Annotated in this window: 16 protein-coding genes; 5 read left to right on the top strand and 11 right to left on the bottom strand. The window is 73.0% G+C overall.

Annotated features, from left to right (window positions below; all coding sequences use genetic code 11):
- Positions 1-11 precede the first annotated feature (11 nt).
- The 4 genes from ABD086_RS13210 to ABD086_RS13195 form a co-directional block, all read right to left on the bottom strand.
- Positions 12-1,250 (bottom strand): protealysin inhibitor emfourin, encoded by a 1,239-nt coding sequence (locus ABD086_RS13210; protein WP_343908018.1) that lies wholly within the window; start codon positions 1,248-1,250, stop codon positions 12-14.
- A 12-nt stretch (positions 1,251-1,262) separates the two neighbouring features.
- The gene (locus ABD086_RS13205; RefSeq protein ID WP_343908017.1) at positions 1,263-4,268 is read right to left on the bottom strand and encodes a hypothetical protein; all 3,006 of its coding nucleotides are present in this window, start codon (positions 4,266-4,268) and stop codon (positions 1,263-1,265) included.
- A 54-nt stretch (positions 4,269-4,322) separates the two neighbouring features.
- Positions 4,323-4,793 carry a PPOX class F420-dependent oxidoreductase gene (locus ABD086_RS13200; RefSeq protein WP_343908016.1) on the bottom strand — a complete coding sequence of 157 codons (471 nt, stop codon included), beginning with the start codon at positions 4,791-4,793 and terminating at the stop codon, positions 4,323-4,325.
- Positions 4,794-4,917: 124 nt separating this feature from the next.
- On the bottom strand, positions 4,918-6,738 hold the full coding sequence (locus tag ABD086_RS13195) for an NHL repeat-containing protein (RefSeq protein WP_343908015.1): 1,821 nt from the start codon (positions 6,736-6,738) through the stop codon (positions 4,918-4,920).
- A gap of 253 nt (positions 6,739-6,991) precedes the next feature.
- Between ABD086_RS13195 and ABD086_RS13190 the strand changes: the two genes are divergently transcribed.
- Complete coding sequence (locus ABD086_RS13190; protein WP_343908014.1) at positions 6,992-7,942, top strand: type IV toxin-antitoxin system AbiEi family antitoxin domain-containing protein; 951 nt, start codon at positions 6,992-6,994, stop codon at positions 7,940-7,942.
- 152 nt (positions 7,943-8,094) lie between these two features.
- On the top strand, positions 8,095-9,996 hold the full coding sequence (gene typA / locus ABD086_RS13185) for a translational GTPase TypA (protein WP_343908013.1): 1,902 nt from the start codon (positions 8,095-8,097) through the stop codon (positions 9,994-9,996).
- Positions 9,997-9,999: 3 nt separating this feature from the next.
- On the opposite strand, the gene ABD086_RS13180 is transcribed toward typA, so the two are convergent.
- Positions 10,000-10,956 carry a hypothetical protein gene (locus ABD086_RS13180; RefSeq protein ID WP_343908012.1) on the bottom strand — a complete coding sequence of 319 codons (957 nt, stop codon included), beginning with the start codon at positions 10,954-10,956 and terminating at the stop codon, positions 10,000-10,002.
- A 34-nt stretch (positions 10,957-10,990) separates the two neighbouring features.
- Between ABD086_RS13180 and ABD086_RS13175 the strand changes: the two genes are divergently transcribed.
- Both ABD086_RS13175 and ABD086_RS13170 read left to right on the top strand, forming a co-directional pair.
- A complete protein-coding gene (locus tag ABD086_RS13175; protein WP_343908011.1) occupies positions 10,991-11,482 on the top strand; it encodes a thioesterase family protein in 492 nt (163 codons plus the stop codon).
- A gap of 38 nt (positions 11,483-11,520) precedes the next feature.
- Positions 11,521-12,525, top strand: a complete 1,005-nt coding sequence (locus ABD086_RS13170; protein ID WP_343908010.1) for a TIGR03617 family F420-dependent LLM class oxidoreductase — start codon at positions 11,521-11,523, stop codon at positions 12,523-12,525.
- Here ABD086_RS13170 and ABD086_RS13165 read toward each other — a convergent pair.
- Both ABD086_RS13165 and ABD086_RS13160 read right to left on the bottom strand, forming a co-directional pair.
- The gene (locus ABD086_RS13165; protein ID WP_343908009.1) at positions 12,518-13,147 is read right to left on the bottom strand and encodes a hypothetical protein; all 630 of its coding nucleotides are present in this window, start codon (positions 13,145-13,147) and stop codon (positions 12,518-12,520) included. The genes ABD086_RS13170 and ABD086_RS13165 overlap by 8 nt on opposite strands.
- Before the next feature lie 49 nt (positions 13,148-13,196).
- Positions 13,197-14,090 (bottom strand): LLM class flavin-dependent oxidoreductase, encoded by an 894-nt coding sequence (locus tag ABD086_RS13160; RefSeq protein ID WP_343908008.1) that lies wholly within the window; start codon positions 14,088-14,090, stop codon positions 13,197-13,199.
- A gap of 39 nt (positions 14,091-14,129) precedes the next feature.
- Here ABD086_RS13160 and ABD086_RS13155 point away from each other — a divergent pair, with 39 nt between their 5' ends.
- Positions 14,130-14,798, top strand: coding sequence for an SGNH/GDSL hydrolase family protein (locus tag ABD086_RS13155; protein ID WP_343908007.1), 669 nt, complete (start codon positions 14,130-14,132; stop codon positions 14,796-14,798).
- Positions 14,799-14,871: 73 nt separating this feature from the next.
- Here ABD086_RS13155 and ABD086_RS13150 read toward each other — a convergent pair whose 3' ends face one another.
- From ABD086_RS13150 to folP, 4 genes are all read right to left on the bottom strand, one after another.
- Positions 14,872-17,487 (bottom strand): reprolysin-like metallopeptidase, encoded by a 2,616-nt coding sequence (locus ABD086_RS13150; RefSeq protein ID WP_343908006.1) that lies wholly within the window; start codon positions 17,485-17,487, stop codon positions 14,872-14,874.
- Between the two features lie 66 nt (positions 17,488-17,553).
- A complete protein-coding gene (locus ABD086_RS13145) occupies positions 17,554-18,240 on the bottom strand; it encodes a dihydrofolate reductase family protein (RefSeq protein WP_343908005.1) in 687 nt (228 codons plus the stop codon).
- Positions 18,237-18,821, bottom strand: coding sequence for a class III extradiol ring-cleavage dioxygenase family protein (locus ABD086_RS13140; RefSeq protein WP_343908003.1), 585 nt, complete (start codon positions 18,819-18,821; stop codon positions 18,237-18,239). Before ABD086_RS13140 ends, ABD086_RS13145 begins: the two co-directional genes overlap by 4 nt.
- Positions 18,818-19,687, bottom strand: coding sequence for a dihydropteroate synthase (gene folP, locus ABD086_RS13135; protein WP_343908002.1), 870 nt, complete (start codon positions 19,685-19,687; stop codon positions 18,818-18,820). The genes ABD086_RS13140 and folP overlap by 4 nt, the downstream gene beginning before the upstream one ends.
- Positions 19,688-19,697 lie beyond the last annotated feature (10 nt).

Below are 19,697 nucleotides of genomic sequence, written 5' to 3'. Positions count from 1 at the left end.
GGGACTATCCCTCAGAGCAGCAGCTCGGCGATCCGCGCCAGGTCGGGGGTGAGGTGCTGCTCGGGGACCCGGCAGCGACTTCCGCAGAGGTCGAACTCGTAGACGTAGCGGTCCGGCTGGGGGTCGCCGGCGGACAGGGCCGCGACGTCGACCCGGTCGACCAGGGCGGCCAGCTCGGAGGCCCGCGGGTCGTCGCCGTCGAGGTCCGCCTCGCCGCTGGCCCGCAGGCCCGCGAACCCGCCGGTGCGGCGCACGGCCACCCGCCGGCCGGCGCCGGTGTCGACCGGGACGCCGACGGCCGACCACGCCCGGCGTACGGCGTCCGCGTGCTCGCCGGCCACCGCGACCGTCGCGGCGGCGAAGCCCGCGAAGTCGGTGTCCGCGCGGACCGCGCCGCCGGTGAGCGCGTCGTACCAGACCCGGCCGGCGCCGTCCCACGTCGTGCCGCCGATGCCGGTGGCGGCGAGCTGGAAGGCCCGGTTCGGGATGCCGGAGTTGATGTGCACGCCGCCGTTGTCGTCCTCGGTCTCGACGTAGTCGGCGAGGGTGCCGACCTGCGGGTCGCGGCCCAGGGCCGGGTCGTCGTACGCCGTCCCGGGGTGGGCCATGTCGCGCAGCGCCCGCGCCCGGACGCCGGGCAGGAAGATGCCCTCGCCGATCAGCCAGTCCGCCTCCTCCGCGGACTGGCCCAGCAGCCGCTGCTTGAGGCAGGCGGCGAACACGTCGGAGACCGACTCGTTGAGCGCCCCCGGCTGGTCCTGGTAGCGCAGCCCCGCGGTGTGCTCGGTGACCGCGTGGGTGAGCTCGTGGCCGAGCACGTCCACCGGCGCGGTGAACCGGCCGAAGACCTTGCCGTCCCCGTCGCCGAAGACCAGCTGGGTGCCGTTCCAGAAGGCGTTGTCGTAGTCGCGGCCGTAGTGGACGGTCAGCACGACGCGCGCCCCGCGGCCGTCGTACGACGCGCGGCCGTAGACGTCCGCGAACAGCGCGAGCGCCCCGGTGATGCCGTTCGCGGCCTCGTCGACCGCGACGTCGCCCGTGGCGGGGTCGCCTGCCGAGCGGACGACGGCGCCGGGCAGCGTGGTGTCACCGTCGGCGGTGTGCACCACCCACGCGGGCCCGCCGACGGCGACCAGCGCCCGGCCCTCGAGCTGCAGGGCGGTCCGGCGTCGCCGGTGCGCCTCGTCGACGAGCAGGGTCTCGGGCGCGATCCGGCTGAGCAGGTACGGCGGCACGAACCGGCAGGTCATGCCTCCAGCATGTCACCAGAGGCGGGCTACGGGCCGGGCCGGCTGGTTGACCCGGATCGAGTCGGTCACCGGCGTGCCGGTGCCGTCGAACTGCACGTACACCGACCAAGCCAGCGGCAGCCCCGGGATCGAATTGAGCCGCCAGGGGTAGGTGCAGGTGCCGGACACGGGCACGGACGTCGCTCCGGACATATCCGCGTTGTTGGAGATCAGCAGCGTCGCGGTGCCGGCCGGCGCGTGCACCGACAGCTGGACGTCGGGGCTGACGGTCTCCGCCGCGCCCCCGTTGATCAGGACCCCGACCGGTCCGTTGCACGCGCCGCCACCGACCGGCGCGGACCGCGCCGCGCCCCTGCTCGCGGTGGCGTTCGCCGCCACCACCAGGCAGCGCAGCGTCGTTCCCTGGTCGGCGGCCACCACGACGTGGGTGGCGCCGGGCGCGATCGTCTCCCCGTCCCGCTGCCAGATGGTGGTGAACGTGATCGTCGGGTCGCCGGTCCAGGTGCCGACGTCGCAGGTGAGCGTCTGCCCGAGCGCCGCGGTGCCCGTGATCGCGGGGGCGGTCGCGGGCGTGGGCGCGCCGGTCACGGACGTCGGCACCACCCGCGACGACGTCGACGCGGAGGTGCTGCCGGCGGAGCTGCGCGCGGTCACCGCGCACGACAGCGCGGCGCCCTGGTCCTCCGACAGCACGACGTACCGGTCCGACCCCGTGTCCGCGACCGGGACGCCGTTGCGGACCCAGGCGTAACGGAAGGTGAGGTTCGTGCCGGTCCAGGCGCCCTTCTCGCAGGTGAGCGCGGTGCCGACCGCCCCCGAACCGGTGAGCGACGGCGAGCCGGTGTTCGTCGGCGGGTTGAGGTCCGCGACCACGACCGCGGGCGAGTTCGCGGCGCCGTTGCCGACCGCGTTGGTCGCGATCACCGTGCACACCAGGCTGGCGCCGGCGTCCGCCCCGGCGACGACGTACGTCGTGGTGGTCACGCCGGTGGGCCCGCCGTTGCGTCGCCACAGGTAGGCGAACGTCGGGCTGCCGGTCCACACGCCGGGGTTGCAGGTCAGGGTCTGCCCGACCGTCGGCGTGCCCGTGATCGACGGGGGCGTGGCGTTGGCCGGGGCGACCGGCGGCAGGGCGGGAACGGCGAACGCCGCGCTGGTGACGACGGTGCTGCCGGCGGTGGACGTGGCGGTGACCGTGCAGGTGAGCGACGTGCCCGCGTCGTCGGCCACGAGCGTGTACGTCGGCCCGACGCCCACCGCGGTGGAGCCGCGCTTCCACACGTAGGTGTAGCTGATCCCGGTGCCGGTCCAGGTGCCCGGGTTGCAGGTCAGCACCTGACCGGGGGCCGCGGTGCCGGTGATCGACGGCAGCACCGTGTTGACCGGGCCGGTGCCCGCCGCGCCCACCGTGACGGCGGCGGAGGTCACCGTCCGGTTGCCGGAGGAGTTCGTGGCGGTGACCGCGCAGGTGAGCGCCCGGCCGCTGTCGGCGGCGACCACGGTGTACGTCGGGGAGGTCGCGCCGCCGATCGCCGCTCCGTCGCGCTGCCACTGGTAGCCGTAGCCGATCCCGGTGCCGGTCCAGGTGCCGGCGTTGCAGGTGAGCACCTGGCCGACCGTGGGGGTACCGGTGATCGTCGGCGGGGCGGAGTTCGTCGGCCCCGATCCGCCACCGCCGCCGCCGATGGTGACCGGGTCCGAGCTCTTCTCGGTCGTGCCGTCGGCGTTGGTGGCCCGGACCACGCAGGTGAGGTCGGTCCCGGCGTCGTCGGCCGTCACGACGTACGACGGCGTGGTCGCACCCGTGATCGCGGTGCCGTCGCGCAGCCACCGGTAGGCGTAGAGGACGAGGTTGCCGCCCTCGTCCCACGTGCCCTTGTTGCAGATCAGTCGCTCGCCGACGGCCGGCGTACCGGTGATGCTGGGCGGGGTGATGTTGGCCGGGCCCTCGCCGGTGCCACCGCCACCGCCGCCGCCACCGCCGCCGCCACCGCCGCCGCCACCCCCGCCGCCACCGCCGCCACCGCCGCCGCCACCACCGCCGCCGGAGCCCGGGTGCACGCCCTTGCTCCAGAACGTGTAGCCGGCGGTGTCCCAGCGCTGGACGCGGTTGTTGTCGGTGTCGGCGATGAAGAGGTTGCCGGCGAGGCCGCCGCCGTCCTGCTCGTGCTGGGCGATCGCGGTGGGGTTGTCGAGCCGGCCGGCCGCGCGGCTGGCCCGCGGCGGGTGGCCGAGGGTGCGGTAGAGCGAGAAGTCGTGGTTGGCGTCCAGGAGGTACAGCGCGTTGTTCGCCATGTCGCTGACGGCCAGCTGGCCGTACTTGTCGACGGCGACCCCGCCGGGCACCGGCTTCTTGCCGCCCGCCGGCCTCTTGAGCGTGTAGGTGTGCGCCGGCCTCGACGAGCTCCGCAGCGACGACGCCTTGAACGAGAGGACCTTGCCCTGGTCCGGGAGGGCGACGTACACGAACGCCGGGCGGCCGGCCTGCGGGCCGCCGTACGAGATCCCCCGGGGCCGGCCGGGCAGCTTCACGGTGGCCGTCAGGTCGCCGTTGCGGGCGTAGACCGAGATGCTGTCGTGGCAGCGGTTGGCGATGTAGATCCGGTTGCCGTTGGCGGTGATGCCGCCGTACCGGGAGGCCGGCGTGCTGCTGTCGCACGTCCGGACGGGGTCGTGGTCGTGGTGCGCCTTGACCTTGCCCGTCGGGCCGAGCAGCGAGAACCCGGTCTCGTAGTCGACCCAGACGTCCCCGCGATCGGTGGCGTACAGACCGTCGACGGCCTCGTCCTGGTCGAGCGCGAGGCCACCCTTGAGCTTGCCGCCCGCCGAGATCCGCACCAGCTTGCCGCCGGTCGAGAACCCGACGTACGTCGTGCCGTTCGGCGCGACCGCGATCGCGGTCGGGCTGTCGGAGGTGGCCGCGGCGGCCACCTCCGGGGTCGCCAAGGAGACGGTCCCGAGCCCCGCCACGATCATGGCCATGCCCACGAGGCGGCCCAGGGGGGCTTGGGCGCGCACGTGTCGAGCCTAACCGGACGATCGCCCTCCGCCCGGCGCTCTAGCCCGGCCGCTCTAGTCCGGTACGCGGTCCGCCGGGAACCCGCCGGTGGCGACCGGGCCCCAGCGGTCGACGGTGATCCGGACCAGCGACTTGCCCTGCCGCCGCATCGCCTGGCGGTACTCGTCCCAGTCGGGGTGCTCGCCGGAGATGCACCGGAAGTACTCGACCAGGCCGTCCTCGGCCTCGGGGCTCGGCATGTCCAGCACCTCGGCGGTGCCGTCGACCTGCACCCAGGCGTCGTCCCACTCGTCGGAGAGCACCAGCACGCTGGCGGCCGGGTTGCGGCGCAGGTTGGTCGCCTTGGCGCGGTCGGGGTACGTCGAGATGACGATCCGCCCCTCGGCGTCCACCCCGCCGGTCACCGGCGAGACCTGCGGCCGTCCGTCCGCGCGGGTGGTCACCAGCACCAGGTGGTGCCGGGTGCGGACGAAGTCCAGGAGCTGGTCGCGGTCGACGCGGTCGTTGGTGGCGATCCGGGGCATGGCGCCCAACCTACGTCGGACGTGGGCGTGACCGGATCGTTCAATTGAACGCCCAGCCTCCGTTACTCGCCGGTAGCGGGAGGGTGGTCGTTCAATTGCGCAGGAACGGCGCCTCAGGAGCGCCCTACCGGCGCGGCCGGACCGCCTTCGAGCTCGCGTGGTCGGACCCGGAGGGGTTGGTGCCGGTGACCAGGCAGGTGAGCTGGTGGTGGAGGTCGTCGCCGAGCACCTCGTACCGGTCCTGCTCCGAGCCACCGATCGGGGCGCCGTCGCGCCGCCACACGTAGGTGAAGACCGGTGCGTTGCGCCACCGCCCGGGGTCGCAGTAGAGGACCGAGCCGAGCTTCGCCTTCCCGACGACCCGCGGCCGCGCGGTGTTGCGCGGCGGGCCGACGTGGGAACCACCGCCGCCGTCGTCCACCTCGACCGGGTCGCTGAGCGCGACCTTGCCGGTGCCGTTGCGGTTCACGGCCGCCACCCGGCAGGTCAGCTCGTGGTAGCGGTCGTTGTCGGTGACGAGGTACTCCGGGGCGTTGGTCCCCGGGAGCAGCTGCCCGTCGCGCAGCCAGCCGCGCAGGTAGGACGTCGGGTGCTTGCCGGTCCACGTCCCGTTGCTGCACCGCAGCACCGACCCCGACCGGGCGGTGCCGCGGATCACCGGTCGCTCCAGGACGTAGGGCGGGGAGTGCGGCCCGGGGATCGGGAAGACCTCGCTGGAGATCGGGGCCGAGGCGGCGCCGTCGGCGGCGTGCGCGGTCACCGTGCAGGACAGCTCGGTCGCCACGTCGCGCGAGGTCACCGTGTACTCGAGCTCGTGGGCGCCGGGGATCGGCAGCCCGTCGCGCAGCCAGGCCACGTCGTACGACGCCGGCGCGGCGTCCCACGTCCCGGGGTCGCAGGTGAGGAGCCGGCCGGCGTACGGCGGGCCGCTGATCCGCGGCAGCTGCGAGCTGACCGGCGCACCCGAGTCGCCGGGCGGCACGGCGTCCGCCATCCAGTCGGTGGTGCCGAGGTAGTCCCAGTGCTGGACCCGGCCGTTGCCGGTGTCGGCGATCCAGAAGCCCTGCTTGAAGCTGCCGCGGGCGTAGTCGAACGCCGCCGGCCGGTCGAGGAAGCCGCGGTCGGACGCCGGCTCCGGCGGGTGGCCGAGGGTCCGGTAGTACCAGTACCTCTGGGGGCCGTTGTAGAAGTGCACGGCGTTGTTGGCGACGTCGACGACGGCGAGCTGGCCCTTCTCGTCGGCCGCGAGCGGGCCCGGGGCGGGCCGGTGGTAGCCGAAGAACCGCTTGATCGCCAGCGTCTTCACCGGGCTCGGGTGCGCCGACCGGAGGGCGGAGGTGTTGTAGGCGAAGACCTTGCCGGTGTCCGGTTGCGACACGTAGGTCCGTCCGGGCAGGTCCTTGGCGGCGGGCGCGACCGCGACGTCGCCGGGGTACGCCGAGCCGGGCAGGTCGACGCTGGCCACCAGGTCCCCGTCGTGCCGGTAGATCCCGAGGGTCGCGACGCAGCGGCCGGCGACGTAGACCGCGTCGTCGGTCACCTCGAGGCCGCCGTAGCGCGCGGGGTCGTGGGCGCGGTCCAGCGGGCAGCCGGCGCCCGACCGGACCCCGAAGTGCTCGAGCACGGTCCCGTCCGGCGCGAGCTCGGACACGCTGTCGCCGTAGAAGACCCAGACGTGCTCGTCGGGTCCGACGTCGAGGGCGGTGACCGGCCCGGGCCGGTCCAGCAGCACCGAGCCGACGACGGTGCCGCCGGCGTCCAGGCGGAGCAGCCGGTCGCCGGCGGCGTACCCGACGTACGACGTGCCGTCGCCGGCAGCAGCGACCGCGATCGGCCGCCCGGTGCTCACCGCGGCGGCGGGCCGGGCGGGCAGCGCAGCGAGGCCCCCGACGAGCAGCGTCGTCGCGAGGCCCCCCGTCAACGCACGCCGAAGCGCTCCCCCCACGCCATCGAGGGTAGCCGCGGCTCACTCGTGCGGGTGGTGGTTTGCGCAAGGTCGCGACACGTCGGGTTTCACCGGCTGACCGGAGAAAGCCGACCGACACGCCGCGGAGGCACGGCGTGTCGGTCGGCTTTCGCACGACAAGTCCGGGACCGGCGGCCCGGTTGGTGTCCACAGACCACGCCCCCTGCACGTTCGTCCACAGGTGCGGCTCGGCCCAGCAGAAGCGATGGCCGAACGCGGAATGCGATCGGCCATGATGAAGTCACCCAAGATCGTCCTTCGCGACGACAACCTGATGACCACCGGCGACCTGCTGGCGATGGGCTACCACGACAAGGCGATCACCCGGCTGGTGAAGCGCGGCGAACTCGTGCGGATCCGCCAGGGCGCCTACGTGTTCGCCGAGGCCTGGCGGCGACTCGACGAGGAGGAGCGGCACATCCTGCTCTGCCGTGCGGTGCTCCGGCGAGCACGCAAGCCGACGCTGCTCACCGGCCCGTCGGCAGCGCGCGCCCTGGCGGTTCCGGTGTGGGACCTCGGCGACGACGTCCACGTCAACAGCCTCGATCGCAAGGCAGACCGGCGCAACGCCGGCCGCCGACCGCACCGGGGTGACCTCCTCGTCGAGGACACCACGATCAGGAACGGCCTGCCCATCACCGCGGGCACCCGCACCGCGCTCGAGATCATCGAGATGACCGACGAGGAGCATGCACTCGTGGTGGTCGACGGACTCCTGCACACGCGCGAGACCACGATCCCGTTGCTCGAACGGCGAGCGGCGGGCATGGCTCACGACCCCGGATCGCTCAACGTGCCCGTCGTCCTGATGCATGCCGACGGGCGCCACGAGTCCGCCGGGGAGACCCGCACGTCCTGGATGCTCCGGCGGGCGCTTCTCCCCCGCCCGGAACCGCAGTACGAGATCCGTGACCGGTCCGGCCGGGTTGTGCACCGCGTCGACTTCGCATGGCCGGAACTGCGCGTCTTCCTCGAGTTCGACGGCAAGGAGAAGTACCTCAAGTACCGACGGAAGGGCGAGAGCGTCGCCGACTGCGTGCTGCGCGAGAAGCGTCGCGAGGAGCTCGTCTGTGGCCTGACCGGCTGGCGCTGCATCCGGATCGTCTGGGCCGATCTCTACCGCCCCGAGCTGATCGTCGCCCGGATCGTCGCGACGATGCGTGGCGAGACCTGGGCGGCGTGACGCCGACTTGTCCGCCGAAACCCGACCGACACGCCGACGGCTCACGGCGTGTCGGTCGGGTTTCACCGGCTGACCGGAGAAAACCGACGTGTCGTCAGCCACCCTCGCGACGATGAGGGCGCGACGCGCGGCAACAACTAGACTCGATCCTCGTGCCTACCACCGCTCGAACCGACCTCCGCAACGTGGCGATCGTCGCCCACGTCGACCACGGCAAGACCACCCTGGTCGACGCGATGCTCCGCCAGGCGGGTGCCTTCACCGAGCACCAGGCGGAGAGCGTCGCCGACCGGGTGATGGACTCCGGCGACCTCGAGCGCGAGAAGGGCATCACGATCCTCGCGAAGAACACCGCGATCCACTACACCGGCCCGTCCGCGCGCGAGGCCGGCGTCGACAGCATGACGATCAACATCATCGACACCCCGGGCCACGCGGACTTCGGTGGCGAGGTCGAGCGCGGCCTGTCGATGGTGGACGGGATCGTCCTGCTGGTCGACGCGAGCGAGGGCCCGCTGCCGCAGACCCGCTTCGTGCTGCGCAAGGCGCTGAACGCCGACATGCCGGTCGTGCTCGTCGTCAACAAGGTCGACCGCAGCGACGCCCGCATCGAGGAGGTCGTCGACGAGACCTACGAGCTCTTCATGGACCTGCTCGACGAGCACCACAGCCAGGACGCGCTGGACTTCCCCGTCGTCTACGCCTCCGGCAAGGCCGGCATCGCGTCGCTGGAGCAGCCCGCGAACGGCGAGCTGCCGGACGGCACCGACCTCGAGCCGCTGTTCCGGACGATCCTCGAGACCATCCCGGCGCCGACGTACGACGAGGGCGCGCCGCTGCAGGCGCACGTCACCAACCTCGACGCGTCGCCGTTCCTGGGCCGGCTCGCGCTGCTGCGCATCAAGCAGGGCACGCTGCGCAAGGGCCAGACCGTCGCGTGGATCCGCCGCGACGGCGAGAAGAAGAACGTGCGCATCACCGAGCTGCTGATCACCGAGGGCCTGGAGCGCAAGCCCGGTGAGGAGGCCGGCCCGGGCGACATCGTCGCCGTCGCCGGCATCCCGGACATCACGATCGGCGAGACGCTCGCGGACGCCGAGAACCCGATCGCGCTGCCGCTGATCCACGTCGACGAGCCGGCGATCTCGATGACGATCGGGACCAACACCTCGCCGCTGGTCGGGCGCCTGAAGGGCTCGAAGGTCACCGCCCGGCTGGTCAAGGACCGCCTGGACGCCGAGCTGGTCGGGAACGTGTCGCTGCGGATCCTCCCGACCGAGCGTCCGGACGCGTGGGAGGTGCAGGGCCGCGGCGAGCTGGCGCTCGCGATCCTGGTCGAGCAGATGCGCCGTGAGGGCTACGAGCTGACCGTCGGCAAGCCGCAGGTGGTCACCAAGGAGATCGACGGGAAGGTGCACGAGCCGGTCGAGCGGCTCACGATCGACGCGCCGGAGGAGTACCTCGGCACGATCACCGAGCTGCTCGCCACCCGCAAGGGCCGGATGGAGCAGATGACCAACCACGGCACCGGCTGGGTGCGGATGGAGTTCCTGGTCCCGGCCCGCGGCCTGATCGGGTTCCGGACCGAGTTCCTCACCGACACCCGCGGCACCGGCATCGCCCACCACATCTCCGAGGGCTACGAGCCGTGGGCCGGCGAGATCCGCTCGCGCGCCTCGGGCTCGCTGGTGGCCGACCGGGCGGGTGCGGCGACGGCGTACGCGATGACCTCGCTGCAGGAGCGCGGCGTGATGTTCGTCGAGCCGGCGACCGAGGTCTACGAGGGCATGATCGTCGGCGAGAACTCCCGCGCCGACGACATGGACGTCAACATCACCAAGGAGAAGCAGCAGACCAACATCCGGTCCGCGACCTCCGACAACTTCGAGAAGCTGGTGCCGCCGCGCAAGCTCTCGCTCGAGCAGTGCCTGGAGTTCTGCCGCGAGGACGAGTGCGTCGAGGTCACCCCGGAGACGGTCCGGATCCGCAAGGTCGTGCTCGACCAGAACGAGCGGGCCAAGATCGCCAGCCGGGCGCGCAAGGCGAGCAAGTAGGGCTCAGCCCGCGAGCAACCGCTCCCGCTCGGCCCGCAGGGCGGCCTGCCGGTCGGCGAGCTCGCGCTGACGGCGGTCGAGGCGGACGCGCAGGTCGTGGACGGCCTGCGCGGCCTCGGCGGTACGGCGGGCCGCGTCGCTGATCCGGTTCTTCACCGACCAGTCGGTGAAGATGTTGTCGAACCACACGTCGAAGGCCTGGGTCAGCCCGTCGACGGAGAGCCCCTGGACGGTCGCCTGCAGGCCTACGTCGGCGAGCTCGTGCGCGAACCGGCGCAGGGCCAGGTCGGCGTCGTGCAGCAGCCGCTGCGCCTGGTCCATCCGGTCGTACTTCATCGCGTCGGTGAACATCCCGCCGCCGAGGAACGTGTCGTACGACGCCCAGTCGCCGGCCTTCCCGAGCAGCTCGTCGGCCCGCGCCAGGCAGGTCGCGGCGATCTCCCCGGCTGCGGCGGCCTCCGCGACCTCCGCCGCCTCAGCGTCGGCCGTGCCGAGCTCGCCGGCGATCCGGGTGAGCTCCGCTGCCACCGGGCCGCCGGCCCCGACCAGCGAGTCCTCCTTGGCCTGCAGCGCCCGGTCGCGCCGGCCGGCGACGTCGCCGAGGGCGGCCAGCCCGGTCTCGGCGCGACGCACCTCGTCGCGGGCTGCCTGCAGCACCGCGTCGGCGCGCGCCACGGCGTACTCGGCCGCCTGCTTCTCGGCCTGCTCCCGGTCGAGGTCGGCGTCGCGGCTGCCGCGCAGGGCCGCCCAGACCCGGGTCGGGCTGAACGACTCCAGGGCCTCGACGTCGGCCGTCTCCTCGGCGAGCCGCCCGCGTGCCTGCGACGACGCGGCCGCCGCCTCGGTCTCCGCCGCTCGCGCCCGCTCCAGCCGTGCGGTCAGCCGCGCGTGCTCGGCGACGGCCGCGAGGGCCGCCGCGAGCTCCTCGTGCACGTGGTCGTCCCGATCCCCCGTGGTCATCTGCCGAGCCTAGATGCGGGTAGGGTCGCGAACCGTGAGCCACCCCACCTACGACCAGCTGGCCGCCCTGCCGGCGTACGCCGAGCAGCCGGTGCCGATCGCGTTCGAGGACGTCAACGGGCACCTCAACGTGCGGCACTACACCGGCATCGCGAGCGAAGGCCTCGACGAGGCCCTGGTGCCGCTGGGGATCCCGCAGAACTGGCCGGCCCACGGCCACGCCTGCTTCTCGGCCGAGCACCACGTCACCTACGTGGCCGAGCTGCGCACCGGCGACCGGATGTCGACGCGGGTGCGGCTGCTGGGCCGCTCGGAGCGGGCGGCGCACGCGCTGGTGTACCTGCTCGACGAGACCCACCAGCAGCTCAGCTGCGTGATGGAGGAGATCTTCCTCCACATCGACATGAACACCCGGCGCACTGCTCCGTGGCCGGAGGACGTCGCGGCCGCGCTCGACGGCCGGATCGCCGAGGACGCGGCGCTGCCCTGGGCCCCCGAGACCAAGGGCTGCCTGTCGCTGCGCTGACAGCGCGAGCGGGGTTCCCGAGCGGCTAGGTTGCTCGGGTGCTTCTCGACGTCCAGCTCGACGCGCGGCCTCACGCCGCCGCCGACCGCGCCCGCGAGCTCGTCGGCGCCGGGGTCGCCGGGCTGTTCACGTTCGAGGGGCCGCACGACGTGTTCCTCCCGCTGGCCGCGGCGGCGGGCGCGGTCGAGACCGACCTGCTGACCAACGTCGCGATCGCGATCCCCCGCAGCCCGATGCACCTCGCGCACTCGGCGTACGACCTGCAGCTGCTGTCGCACGGACGCTTCCGCCTGGGCCTGGGCTCGCAGGTCCGGCCGCACATCGAGCACCGGTACGGCGCCACGTGGAGCCGCCCCGCCGCGCGGATGCGCGAGACCGTGCTCGCGGTCAAGGCGATCCTGCGGTCCTGGCAGGACGGCACCCTGCTGGACTTCCGCGGCGAGTTCACGCGGCACACGCTGATGCCGCCGGCGTTCGTGCCCGGCCCGAACCCGTACGGCGTCCCGCCGGTGCTGCTCGGCGCCCTCGGGCCGCTGATGACGCGGACCGCCGCCGAGGTCGCCGACGGCCTGCTGGTGATGCCGTTCCACAGCCACCGGCACTTCCGCGAGCGCACCCTGCCCGCGGTGGACGCCGGCCTGGCGGCGGCCGGCCGCAGCCGCGACGGGTTCGCGATCGTGCCGCAGGCGATCGTCGCGATGGGGCGCACCGGCGACGAGCTGGCCGCCGCGACCACCGGCGTCCGCGGGCTGCTCGCGTTCTACGGCTCGACCCCGGCGTACCGCCCGGTCCTCGAGGTCGAGGGCTGGGCGCACGTCCAGCCCGAGCTCAACCGGCTCGCCAAGGCCGGCGACCGGAGCGCGATGCTCGGCCTGGTCACCGACGAGATGCTCGCGACCCTCGCCGTCCGCGGCACGCCGGAGGAGTGCGCGGCCGAGATCCGGCGCCGGTTCGGCGACGTGGCCGACCGGGTCTGCGCCTACTTCCCGGGGTACGACGCGCCGCTGGACCAGGTGCGCGACCTGGCCCGTGCGCTCAGCTGAGGCGCTGTCGGTTCTGCGGCGAGGTGGCGTGGATGGCGACGCCGGCGAACCCGAGCACCAGCAGCAGCACGGTCGCCTTGGAGAGGTACTCCGGCAGCAGGCCCGAGATCGGGAAGGTCAGCGCGTGGGCGATCAGCGCGATCGGCACCCACCGCGGCACCGTCGCGGCCCGCAGCAGCGCGATCGCGAGCAGCAGCTCGCCCACGTAGAGGCCCGCGATCCACGCGTAGAGGAAGATCGCCAGCCCGGCGTCGGTGGCGACGTCGTCGAGGCCCTGGCTCTTGATCGTCTGGGTGTTCACCAGGGCCCGGAAGAAGCCCATCAGCATCGCGAAGCCGGCGGTGCCGATGAACCCGACCTCGAGCACCACCGCCGCGATCACCCCGACCGTCCAGCCGCGCCGCTGGAACAGCGTCATCACCGCCGGGAGCCCGAGCGAGAGGCAGATGGAGGCGATGAAGAGGACGACGGCCGCCGCCATCCACTGGCCGCCCTGCTCCTGGACGATCCGCAGCGACTCGGCGGAGCTGTCGGACTGGGGCAGCAGGAAGCCGCCGAGGCAGAGCGCGAGCGCCCCGGTCAGCAGCAGTGCCGCCGAGACAGGCAGCCAGTCCATCCTCACCTGCGAAGAGTAGGGCTCCACATGCGTCAGTGACCCGTAAACCCCCCGGTCAATCCATCAGGAGCTCCGCGATCCGGTGGACCTGGTCGACGCCGGAGCTCGTCGGGATCAGCTGGACCTCGTCCGCGCCGAGGTCCGCGACCTGCCGGAGGACGCCGGCCAGCTGCGCGGGCGTCCCCGCGAACCCCGCCGTGGCGGCGAGCGCGTCGACGTACTCGGCCGGGATCCAGTTCATGTAGTGGCGCAGGTGCCGGTGCACCTGGGCGCGCGCCCGGTCCGGCTCGCCGAGCGCGAACCAGAACGACGTGGTCAGCCGCGGCGCCGGGCGGCCGGCCTCCCGCCAGGCGTCGCGGGTCAGCTCGAAGACCTTCGCCATTTCGGCGAGGTCGAGGTCGAGCGACATCCCGGCGAGCCCGTCGGCCCAGGCGGCCGCGGCCCGGATGGTGCGCGGCCCGAGGGTGCCGACCAGCAGCTCGGGTCCGCCCGGCTGCACCGGCGGCGGACCGACCGGGCGGACGGCGTCGGCGACCCGCTCGCCCGCCCAGACCCGGCGCATCGCGGCGACCCGCTCGGCCAGCCCCACGATCGTCCGCGTGCCGAGGTCGGCGTCGGCGGCGCGGTAGTCCTCGTCCCGTCCGCCGTCGCCGAGGCCGACCGTCAGGCGGCCGCCGCTGAGCCGGTCGCCGGTCGCCAGCGCCTTCGCGAGCGGCACCGGGGCGTGCAGCTGCGGTACGACGACCGTCGTCACCAGGCGGACCCGGCTGGTCCACGCGGCGACCGCCCCGAGCAGGGTCAGCGTGTCCGGGTTGTCGAAGGCCATCCGCTCGCCGAAGCAGAGCGACGACCAGGGGCCCTCGTCGACCGCGCGCGACCAGCGCTCGAGCGTGTCGGTCTCGGCCCACAGGTCCGGCTCCATGACGGGCAGCGTCATCCCCACGTCCACCTGCACAGTCTGGCGGTTGGGAGCCGCTAGCGTCGGACCATGTCGTCACGCGTCGGGGGCGTCCTGGTCGCCCTGCTCGCCGTGCTGGTCGTGGTGGCGACGGCCGCGATGTGGGTGGACTTCCGGCACGAGGTGGACCGGACGGCGTCGCGGATCGCGCGGGAGCCCGCCCTGTCCGACCCGCCGAGCCCCACCGCCTCCCCAAGCGAGCGGGCCGGGGTGCGGTCGGTGTGGATCGGCGACGGCTACACCGCCCGGTCGTGCGACGCCGCGACCGCGCTGGGGTGGGAGTGCGCGGTCGACGCCCAGCAGGGCACCGGCTTCCTCAGCGACGGCACGGCGTTCGACCCGGACAACCGGGTGCTCGGCGGTCGCCTCGACGACCTGCCCGCGCAGGAGCCGGACGTCGTGGTGGTCGACGCGGGGCGCAACGACCTCGGGGTGTACGCGACGCCGGCGATCCTCGACGCGATCGAGGTCTACCTGGGGCGGCTGCGGGAGCGGTACCCCGACGCCGTCCTCGTGCAGATCGTGCCGTGGACCCGCGCCGACCCGGACCCCGACCCCGCCGTCGCGCGCGAGATCGCCCGGCTGATGAGGAAGTACGACGGCCACGCCCTCGACCCCGCCGGCCAGATCCTGGACGGCACCACCCTCGCCGACGCGATCCGGGCCCTCGACCTCCCCGTACCTGTGGAAAAGGGATAGTCCCTGACGATCGTGTGGTCAGAACGGCGTTCCGACGACATTTTCGTCAGGGACTATCCCTGTGAAGCGACTGCTACTTGATCGCGAACGGCTTGTCGTTGACGTCGAAGAAGTAGTTGTCGACGGCCAGGATCGCGATCCGTGCCTTCGCGGCCTTCATCGTCGGCATCTTGACGGTGGCCTTGCCGTCGTTCGGAGTCGCGTCCTTCAGGACGGTCGTCCAGGCGTGGCCGTTGTCGGTCGACAGCACGATCCGCACGTTGGGCGCGAGCTTGTGCGTGCCCTTGACCTGCCAGGTGAACGTGGCCGGCTTCCCGCCCTTGACGGACTGCCCCTTCTTGCCGAACGACGTGACCAGGAACGGCCCGGCCGTCGGGTCGACGGTCAGCGTGACGTCGTCGTAGCTGACGCCGCCACCGCCGGGCACCCGGTCCCGCGCGGTGAGCCGGAAGTGCATGGCGTGCGCGGCCATGCCGGGCGTGCCCAGGTAGGCCTCGGTCGGCAGGAACTCCGAGTAGCAGTCCAGCGGCGCCGGCTTCACCGGCACGTACGGGTCCGTGACCTGCTTGACCTCGGCGCAACTGCCGGACTTGGCGTTGGTGTGACCCGCCAGGATCTGCGCCATGTCCGGGAAGGTCCGGGTCCGGGTCTCCTCGGACGCGAGGTTCTCGCCCGGGGAGTTGTACTGGAGGGACGCCGCGTCGGAGACGTCCGCGACCGTCCCGAAGACCCGGAACAGGGGACCGTAGATCTTCTTGTTGCTGATCAGCGCGGTGCCCTTGCGGCCGTGCGCGTCGTCGTTCTGCTCCCACAGGTAGACCAGCGGGTCGCCGTCGGAGTCGGTGCCCGAGCCGGTCAGCGTGAACGGCGTGCGCGCCGGGATCGTCATGTCCGCGGGTGCGGTGACCACCGGGTTGTGGTTGGTCGTGGTGTTCACAGCGAACCCGGTGTTGCTCGTGGGTCCGCCCTTCACCGTCTCACCGACGTGGATGTAGCCGACGTCGCTGGAGGTCACCTGGAGCTCCGGCTCGTCGACGTGGTCGCTGAGCTTGCTGTAGGGCCGCGCGTTGCCGGCGAAGATCACCTGGAAGCCACCGGGCCCGACGCCGGTCAGGGGCGCCGGGAACTCCCCGGTGCTGTAGATCGCCGAGTACGGGTCGTAGCCCCAGCCGGTGACCGTGAGGTCCTTGCCGGTGAGCGCCTCGAGCTGGGTCTCGACGTTCTCCCGCGTGTACGCCGTGTCACCGGTGCTGCCGCGAGTGAAGGTCGCCGAGGCACCCCCACCGGCGTAGCGGACCCGGATCGAGTCGCCGGCGCGGAACCCGTCGGTCGCGACGTCCTGGACCTCGACCATGTCGGGAGCCGGGCTGGCCGTGTAGGCGTTGACCTCGTCCTGCGTCCGCTGGGAGAAGTACGGGTCGGTGTGGAGCTGGAGGTTGTCCTGCCGGCAGATGCCGGCGTAGGCCATCACCGACGACCCGGATCCCGGCTCGACCGAGGCGCCCGGCATCCGGTTGCCCGGGCCGCAGTTCCACTGGGTCCCGTTGAAGGTGTGGGAGCCGTCGAACTGGTGGCCCATCTCGTGGGCGACGTAGTCGATCGCCATGAAGTCGCCGGTGGGGTCGGCCAGGCCGGTGCATCCCCACGCCTTCTGGGTGTTGCCGACCGCCTGCAGCTGGGCGATGCCGCCGCCGTTGACGCCGAGCATGATGTGGCCGATGTCGTAGTTGGAGGCGCCGACGAGCTGGCCGAGCACGATCTGGTTGCGCTCGAGCGTGCCCACGTCGCAGTACGCGATCTGGCCCTGGACGTAGCCGCCGTTGGTGTCGCCGGGGTTCGGCTCGTTGACCCAGCACGGGTTGGCACCGCACGGGCCGCTCGGCTCGACGGCGTCCTCCCAGGTGTTGAACTGGACGTCGGCGGTCAGCTGCAAGTTGATCGCCAGGTCGTCGTTGTAGATCTGGTTGACCCGGTTCATCAGCGTGACCTTCTCGGCCGCCACGTTGGCCGCGCCGAAGTACTCGGCGTACGTCGGGTCGGTGACCAGCGCCAGCCGGTACACCTTCTGCTGGACGACGGCGTCGGGCGCGGGCCCCGAGAAGCGGGACCGCGCGAGCTTCGTGACGACCGGCATGTCGCGCTCGGCGAACTGCACGGCCTGCTTGGCCAGGTCGCCGCCGTAGTAGCTCAGGTGCGTGGTGGTGCCGCGGATGTTGTACGCCGGGTCGACGTACCAGGCGCCCTGGCCGCCGGCCGGCCGGACGCTCGCGTGGAAGCCCATCGGCGTGACGTCGAGGGCGATGCTCGTGCCCTCGTGGTCGGTGGAGTCACCGGCCCAGGTCGAGATCTCCGGGTGGGCGGCGGCGAGCTCCGGCGACAGGATGCTGGTGCGCTGCACCGCGAAGTGCTCGACGCCGCCGTCGGGCGTCGGGATCGCGATCTCGGTGCTGCCGGCGGCGCCGGCGCGCGGCGCGTCGGCGAGGGTCGAGCGGACCTGCGCGATGTCGACGCGGAACGCCCGGTAGTGGTCGGGGCTGACCCGCACGTGCGGGCCGGATGGCCGGAAGCCGTCCAGCGAACGGAACATCGCACCGTCGGGTGCGGCGTTCGCCGTCGTGCCCGCCGGCAGCACCGCGGCGGCGAGTGCGGCGGCGGCCAGGGCGGCCAGTGACCTGAGATGGCGCGGCATGTCTCTCCCTCATGGGCCGGACCCGACCGAGCGGACGGGACTCGCACTCTATCCGTGGCGGTCTTCTCAAACACCCCTTCTTTGGGAGGAGATCGTCCAGCGTCCGAGCAGCGTGCCCTCGGCCTCGAGCAGCAGGTGCAGCCGCAGCGGTACGTCGACCGGCGGGCCCTGCGTGATGCGCGGGTGCTCGCCGCCCACCAGCCGCGGCACGATCGTCGCGCACAGCTCGTCGGCCACGCCGGCCGCGACCAGGTCGCGCAGCAGGTGCGGCCCGCCCTCGCAGAGCAGCTGGGTGAGCCCGCGGGCGACGAGCGCGTCCTTGAGCGCGGCCAGGTCGACCGTGTCCGCGCCGAGGACCAGGACGTGCTCGTCGCCGAGCAGTGCGCGCGCCTCGTCGAGCAGCTCGGCGCCGGCGCAGGTGGCGAGCAGCACGGCGCCCGGCGTACCGCCGCGGAGCAGGTCGGGCACCTGCCCGCGCCGGCTGACGACCACGGTCGGCCGGTCGACCGGTGCGTAGCCCTCGATGCGCGCGGTGCCCGCGCCGACCACGATCGCGTCGGCGAGCGCGCGCAGCTGGTGGTAGACGACCTTGTCGACGGCGTTGTTGATCGACCCGCTGCGGCCGGACTCGCCGGTGGCGGCGCCGTCGAGGGTCTCGACCATGTTCACCCGCAGCCACGGGTCGGCCGGCGCGGCGTACAGCGTCGCGAGGTCGGCCTCCGGGTCCAGGTCGGGCCCGACGAGGACCCTCACCACTCCCACCGCACGACCCAGTACTGGACGCCGTAGGGGTCGTCCTCGTAGTTGACCGTGCACGCACAGCCCGGCGGCAGCACCCCGTCGAGCCGCGCGATCGCCTCGGTGTCGGCCCACAGTTCGCGCGCCAGCGAGGCGTCGATGCCCGACAGCTCCCCGGTGCGCAGCCGGGTGCCGAGGTCCGCGTCGAACGGGATCGCCCGCTCGTCGACGTAGCCGGGCGAGGTGTCGCGGCGCCGGGCCGAGCCGTTGCCCACGACGAGGTACGACGCGCCGTCGACCCGCGTCGGTCGAGCCTCGACCTCCGTTGGTCGAGCTTGTCGAGACCCCAGCAGGCTCTCCGCCGTTGGTCGAGCTTGTCGAGACCCCAGGAGGCTCTCCGCCGTTGGTCGAGCTTGTCGAGACCCCAGGAGGCTCTCCGCGACCTTGCGCCCCTGCGGTCCGGCCAGCACGGTGACGTCCGCGCCCAGCCAGCCGACCGCGTCGAGGCAGGCGGCCCGCAGCTCGGCGACCGGGTCCTCGAGGCCGGCGTACTCGGGCAGCAGCGCGAGCACGCCCGGCACCAGCACCGCCCTCATGCCAGCCCCCGGATCGCGCGCAGCGGCGGCCGGCGGCCGGCGATCGACCAGGCCATGTCGACCAGGTGCCGGGTCTCGCGGACCTGGTGGACCCGGTGGATGCGGGCCCCGGCCATCGCGGTGATCGCGGTCGCGGCGTAGGTGCCGTGCATCCGCTCACCGGCGGGCAGGCCGAGGGTCTCGCCGACGAAGTCCTTGTTGGAGACCGAGACCAGCACCGGGTAGCCGGTGTCCACCATCTCCCCGATCCGGCGGGTGAGCTCGAGGGAGTGGAAGGTGTTCTTCGCGAAGTCGTGCGCGGGGTCGATCACCACGCTGTGCGGGTCGACGCCCGCCGCGACGGCCCGCTCGGCGAGCCCGACCGTGGTCTCGATGCAGGCGGCGACCACGTCGTCGTACTCCTGCCGGAAGGGGTCGGTGCGCGGGCTCAGACCGCCGGCGTGGGTGCAGATCACCGCGGCGTCGTACTCGGCGGCGACCGCGACCAGGTCGGGGTCGTGCCCGCCCCAGGCGTCGTTGATGACGTCGGCGCCCTGCTCGAGCACGGCCCGGGCGACCTCGGCACGCCAGGTGTCGACGCTGATCACCAGGTCCGGGTACGCCGCGCGCACCCGCCCGACGAAGCCCGCCACCCGCTCGATCTCCTCGGCGGCGTCGACCTCGGGGCCGTAGCCGGCACGGACGCCGCCGATGTCGACGATGTCCGCGCCCTCCTCGACGACCGCCCGGACCCGCTGCCACGCCTTGTCCTCGGCGTAGGTCGCACCCTGGTCGAAGAAGGAGTCCGGGGTCCGGTTGACGATCGCCATCACCAGCGGGAGCCCGTCGGTGTAGGTCCGGTGCCCGAGCTTGAGGGGCTGCCACATGGACTGGACA

The sequence above is a fragment of the Nocardioides aquiterrae genome, assembly GCF_039526625.1.
GTDB classification, from domain to species: domain Bacteria; phylum Actinomycetota; class Actinomycetes; order Propionibacteriales; family Nocardioidaceae; genus Nocardioides; species Nocardioides aquiterrae.
Note: the sequence above shows the minus strand (reverse complement) of the source record. Positions and strands in the feature narration are given on the sequence as shown.

What these genes read in the sequence shown, in the direction of transcription:
- ABD086_RS13210 (WP_343908018.1), bottom strand. Translation starts at nt 1,250, where the DNA reads ATGACCTGCCGGTTCGTGCCGCCGTACCTGCTCAGCCGGATCGCGCCC.
- ABD086_RS13200 (WP_343908016.1), bottom strand. Translation starts at nt 4,793, where the DNA reads ATGCCCCGGATCGCCACCAACGACCGCGTCGACCGCGACCAGCTCCTG.
- ABD086_RS13190 (WP_343908014.1), top strand. Translation starts at nt 6,992, where the DNA reads ATGATGAAGTCACCCAAGATCGTCCTTCGCGACGACAACCTGATGACC.
- ABD086_RS13180 (WP_343908012.1), bottom strand. Translation starts at nt 10,956, where the DNA reads ATGACCACGGGGGATCGGGACGACCACGTGCACGAGGAGCTCGCGGCG.
- ABD086_RS13155 (WP_343908007.1), top strand. Translation starts at nt 14,130, where the DNA reads ATGTCGTCACGCGTCGGGGGCGTCCTGGTCGCCCTGCTCGCCGTGCTG.
- ABD086_RS13150 (WP_343908006.1), bottom strand. Translation starts at nt 17,487, where the DNA reads ATGCCGCGCCATCTCAGGTCACTGGCCGCCCTGGCCGCCGCCGCACTC.
- ABD086_RS13140 (WP_343908003.1), bottom strand. Translation starts at nt 18,821, where the DNA reads ATGAGGGCGGTGCTGGTGCCGGGCGTGCTCGCGCTGCTGCCCGAGTAC.
- folP (WP_343908002.1), bottom strand. Translation starts at nt 19,687, where the DNA reads ATGTGGCAGCCCCTCAAGCTCGGGCACCGGACCTACACCGACGGGCTC.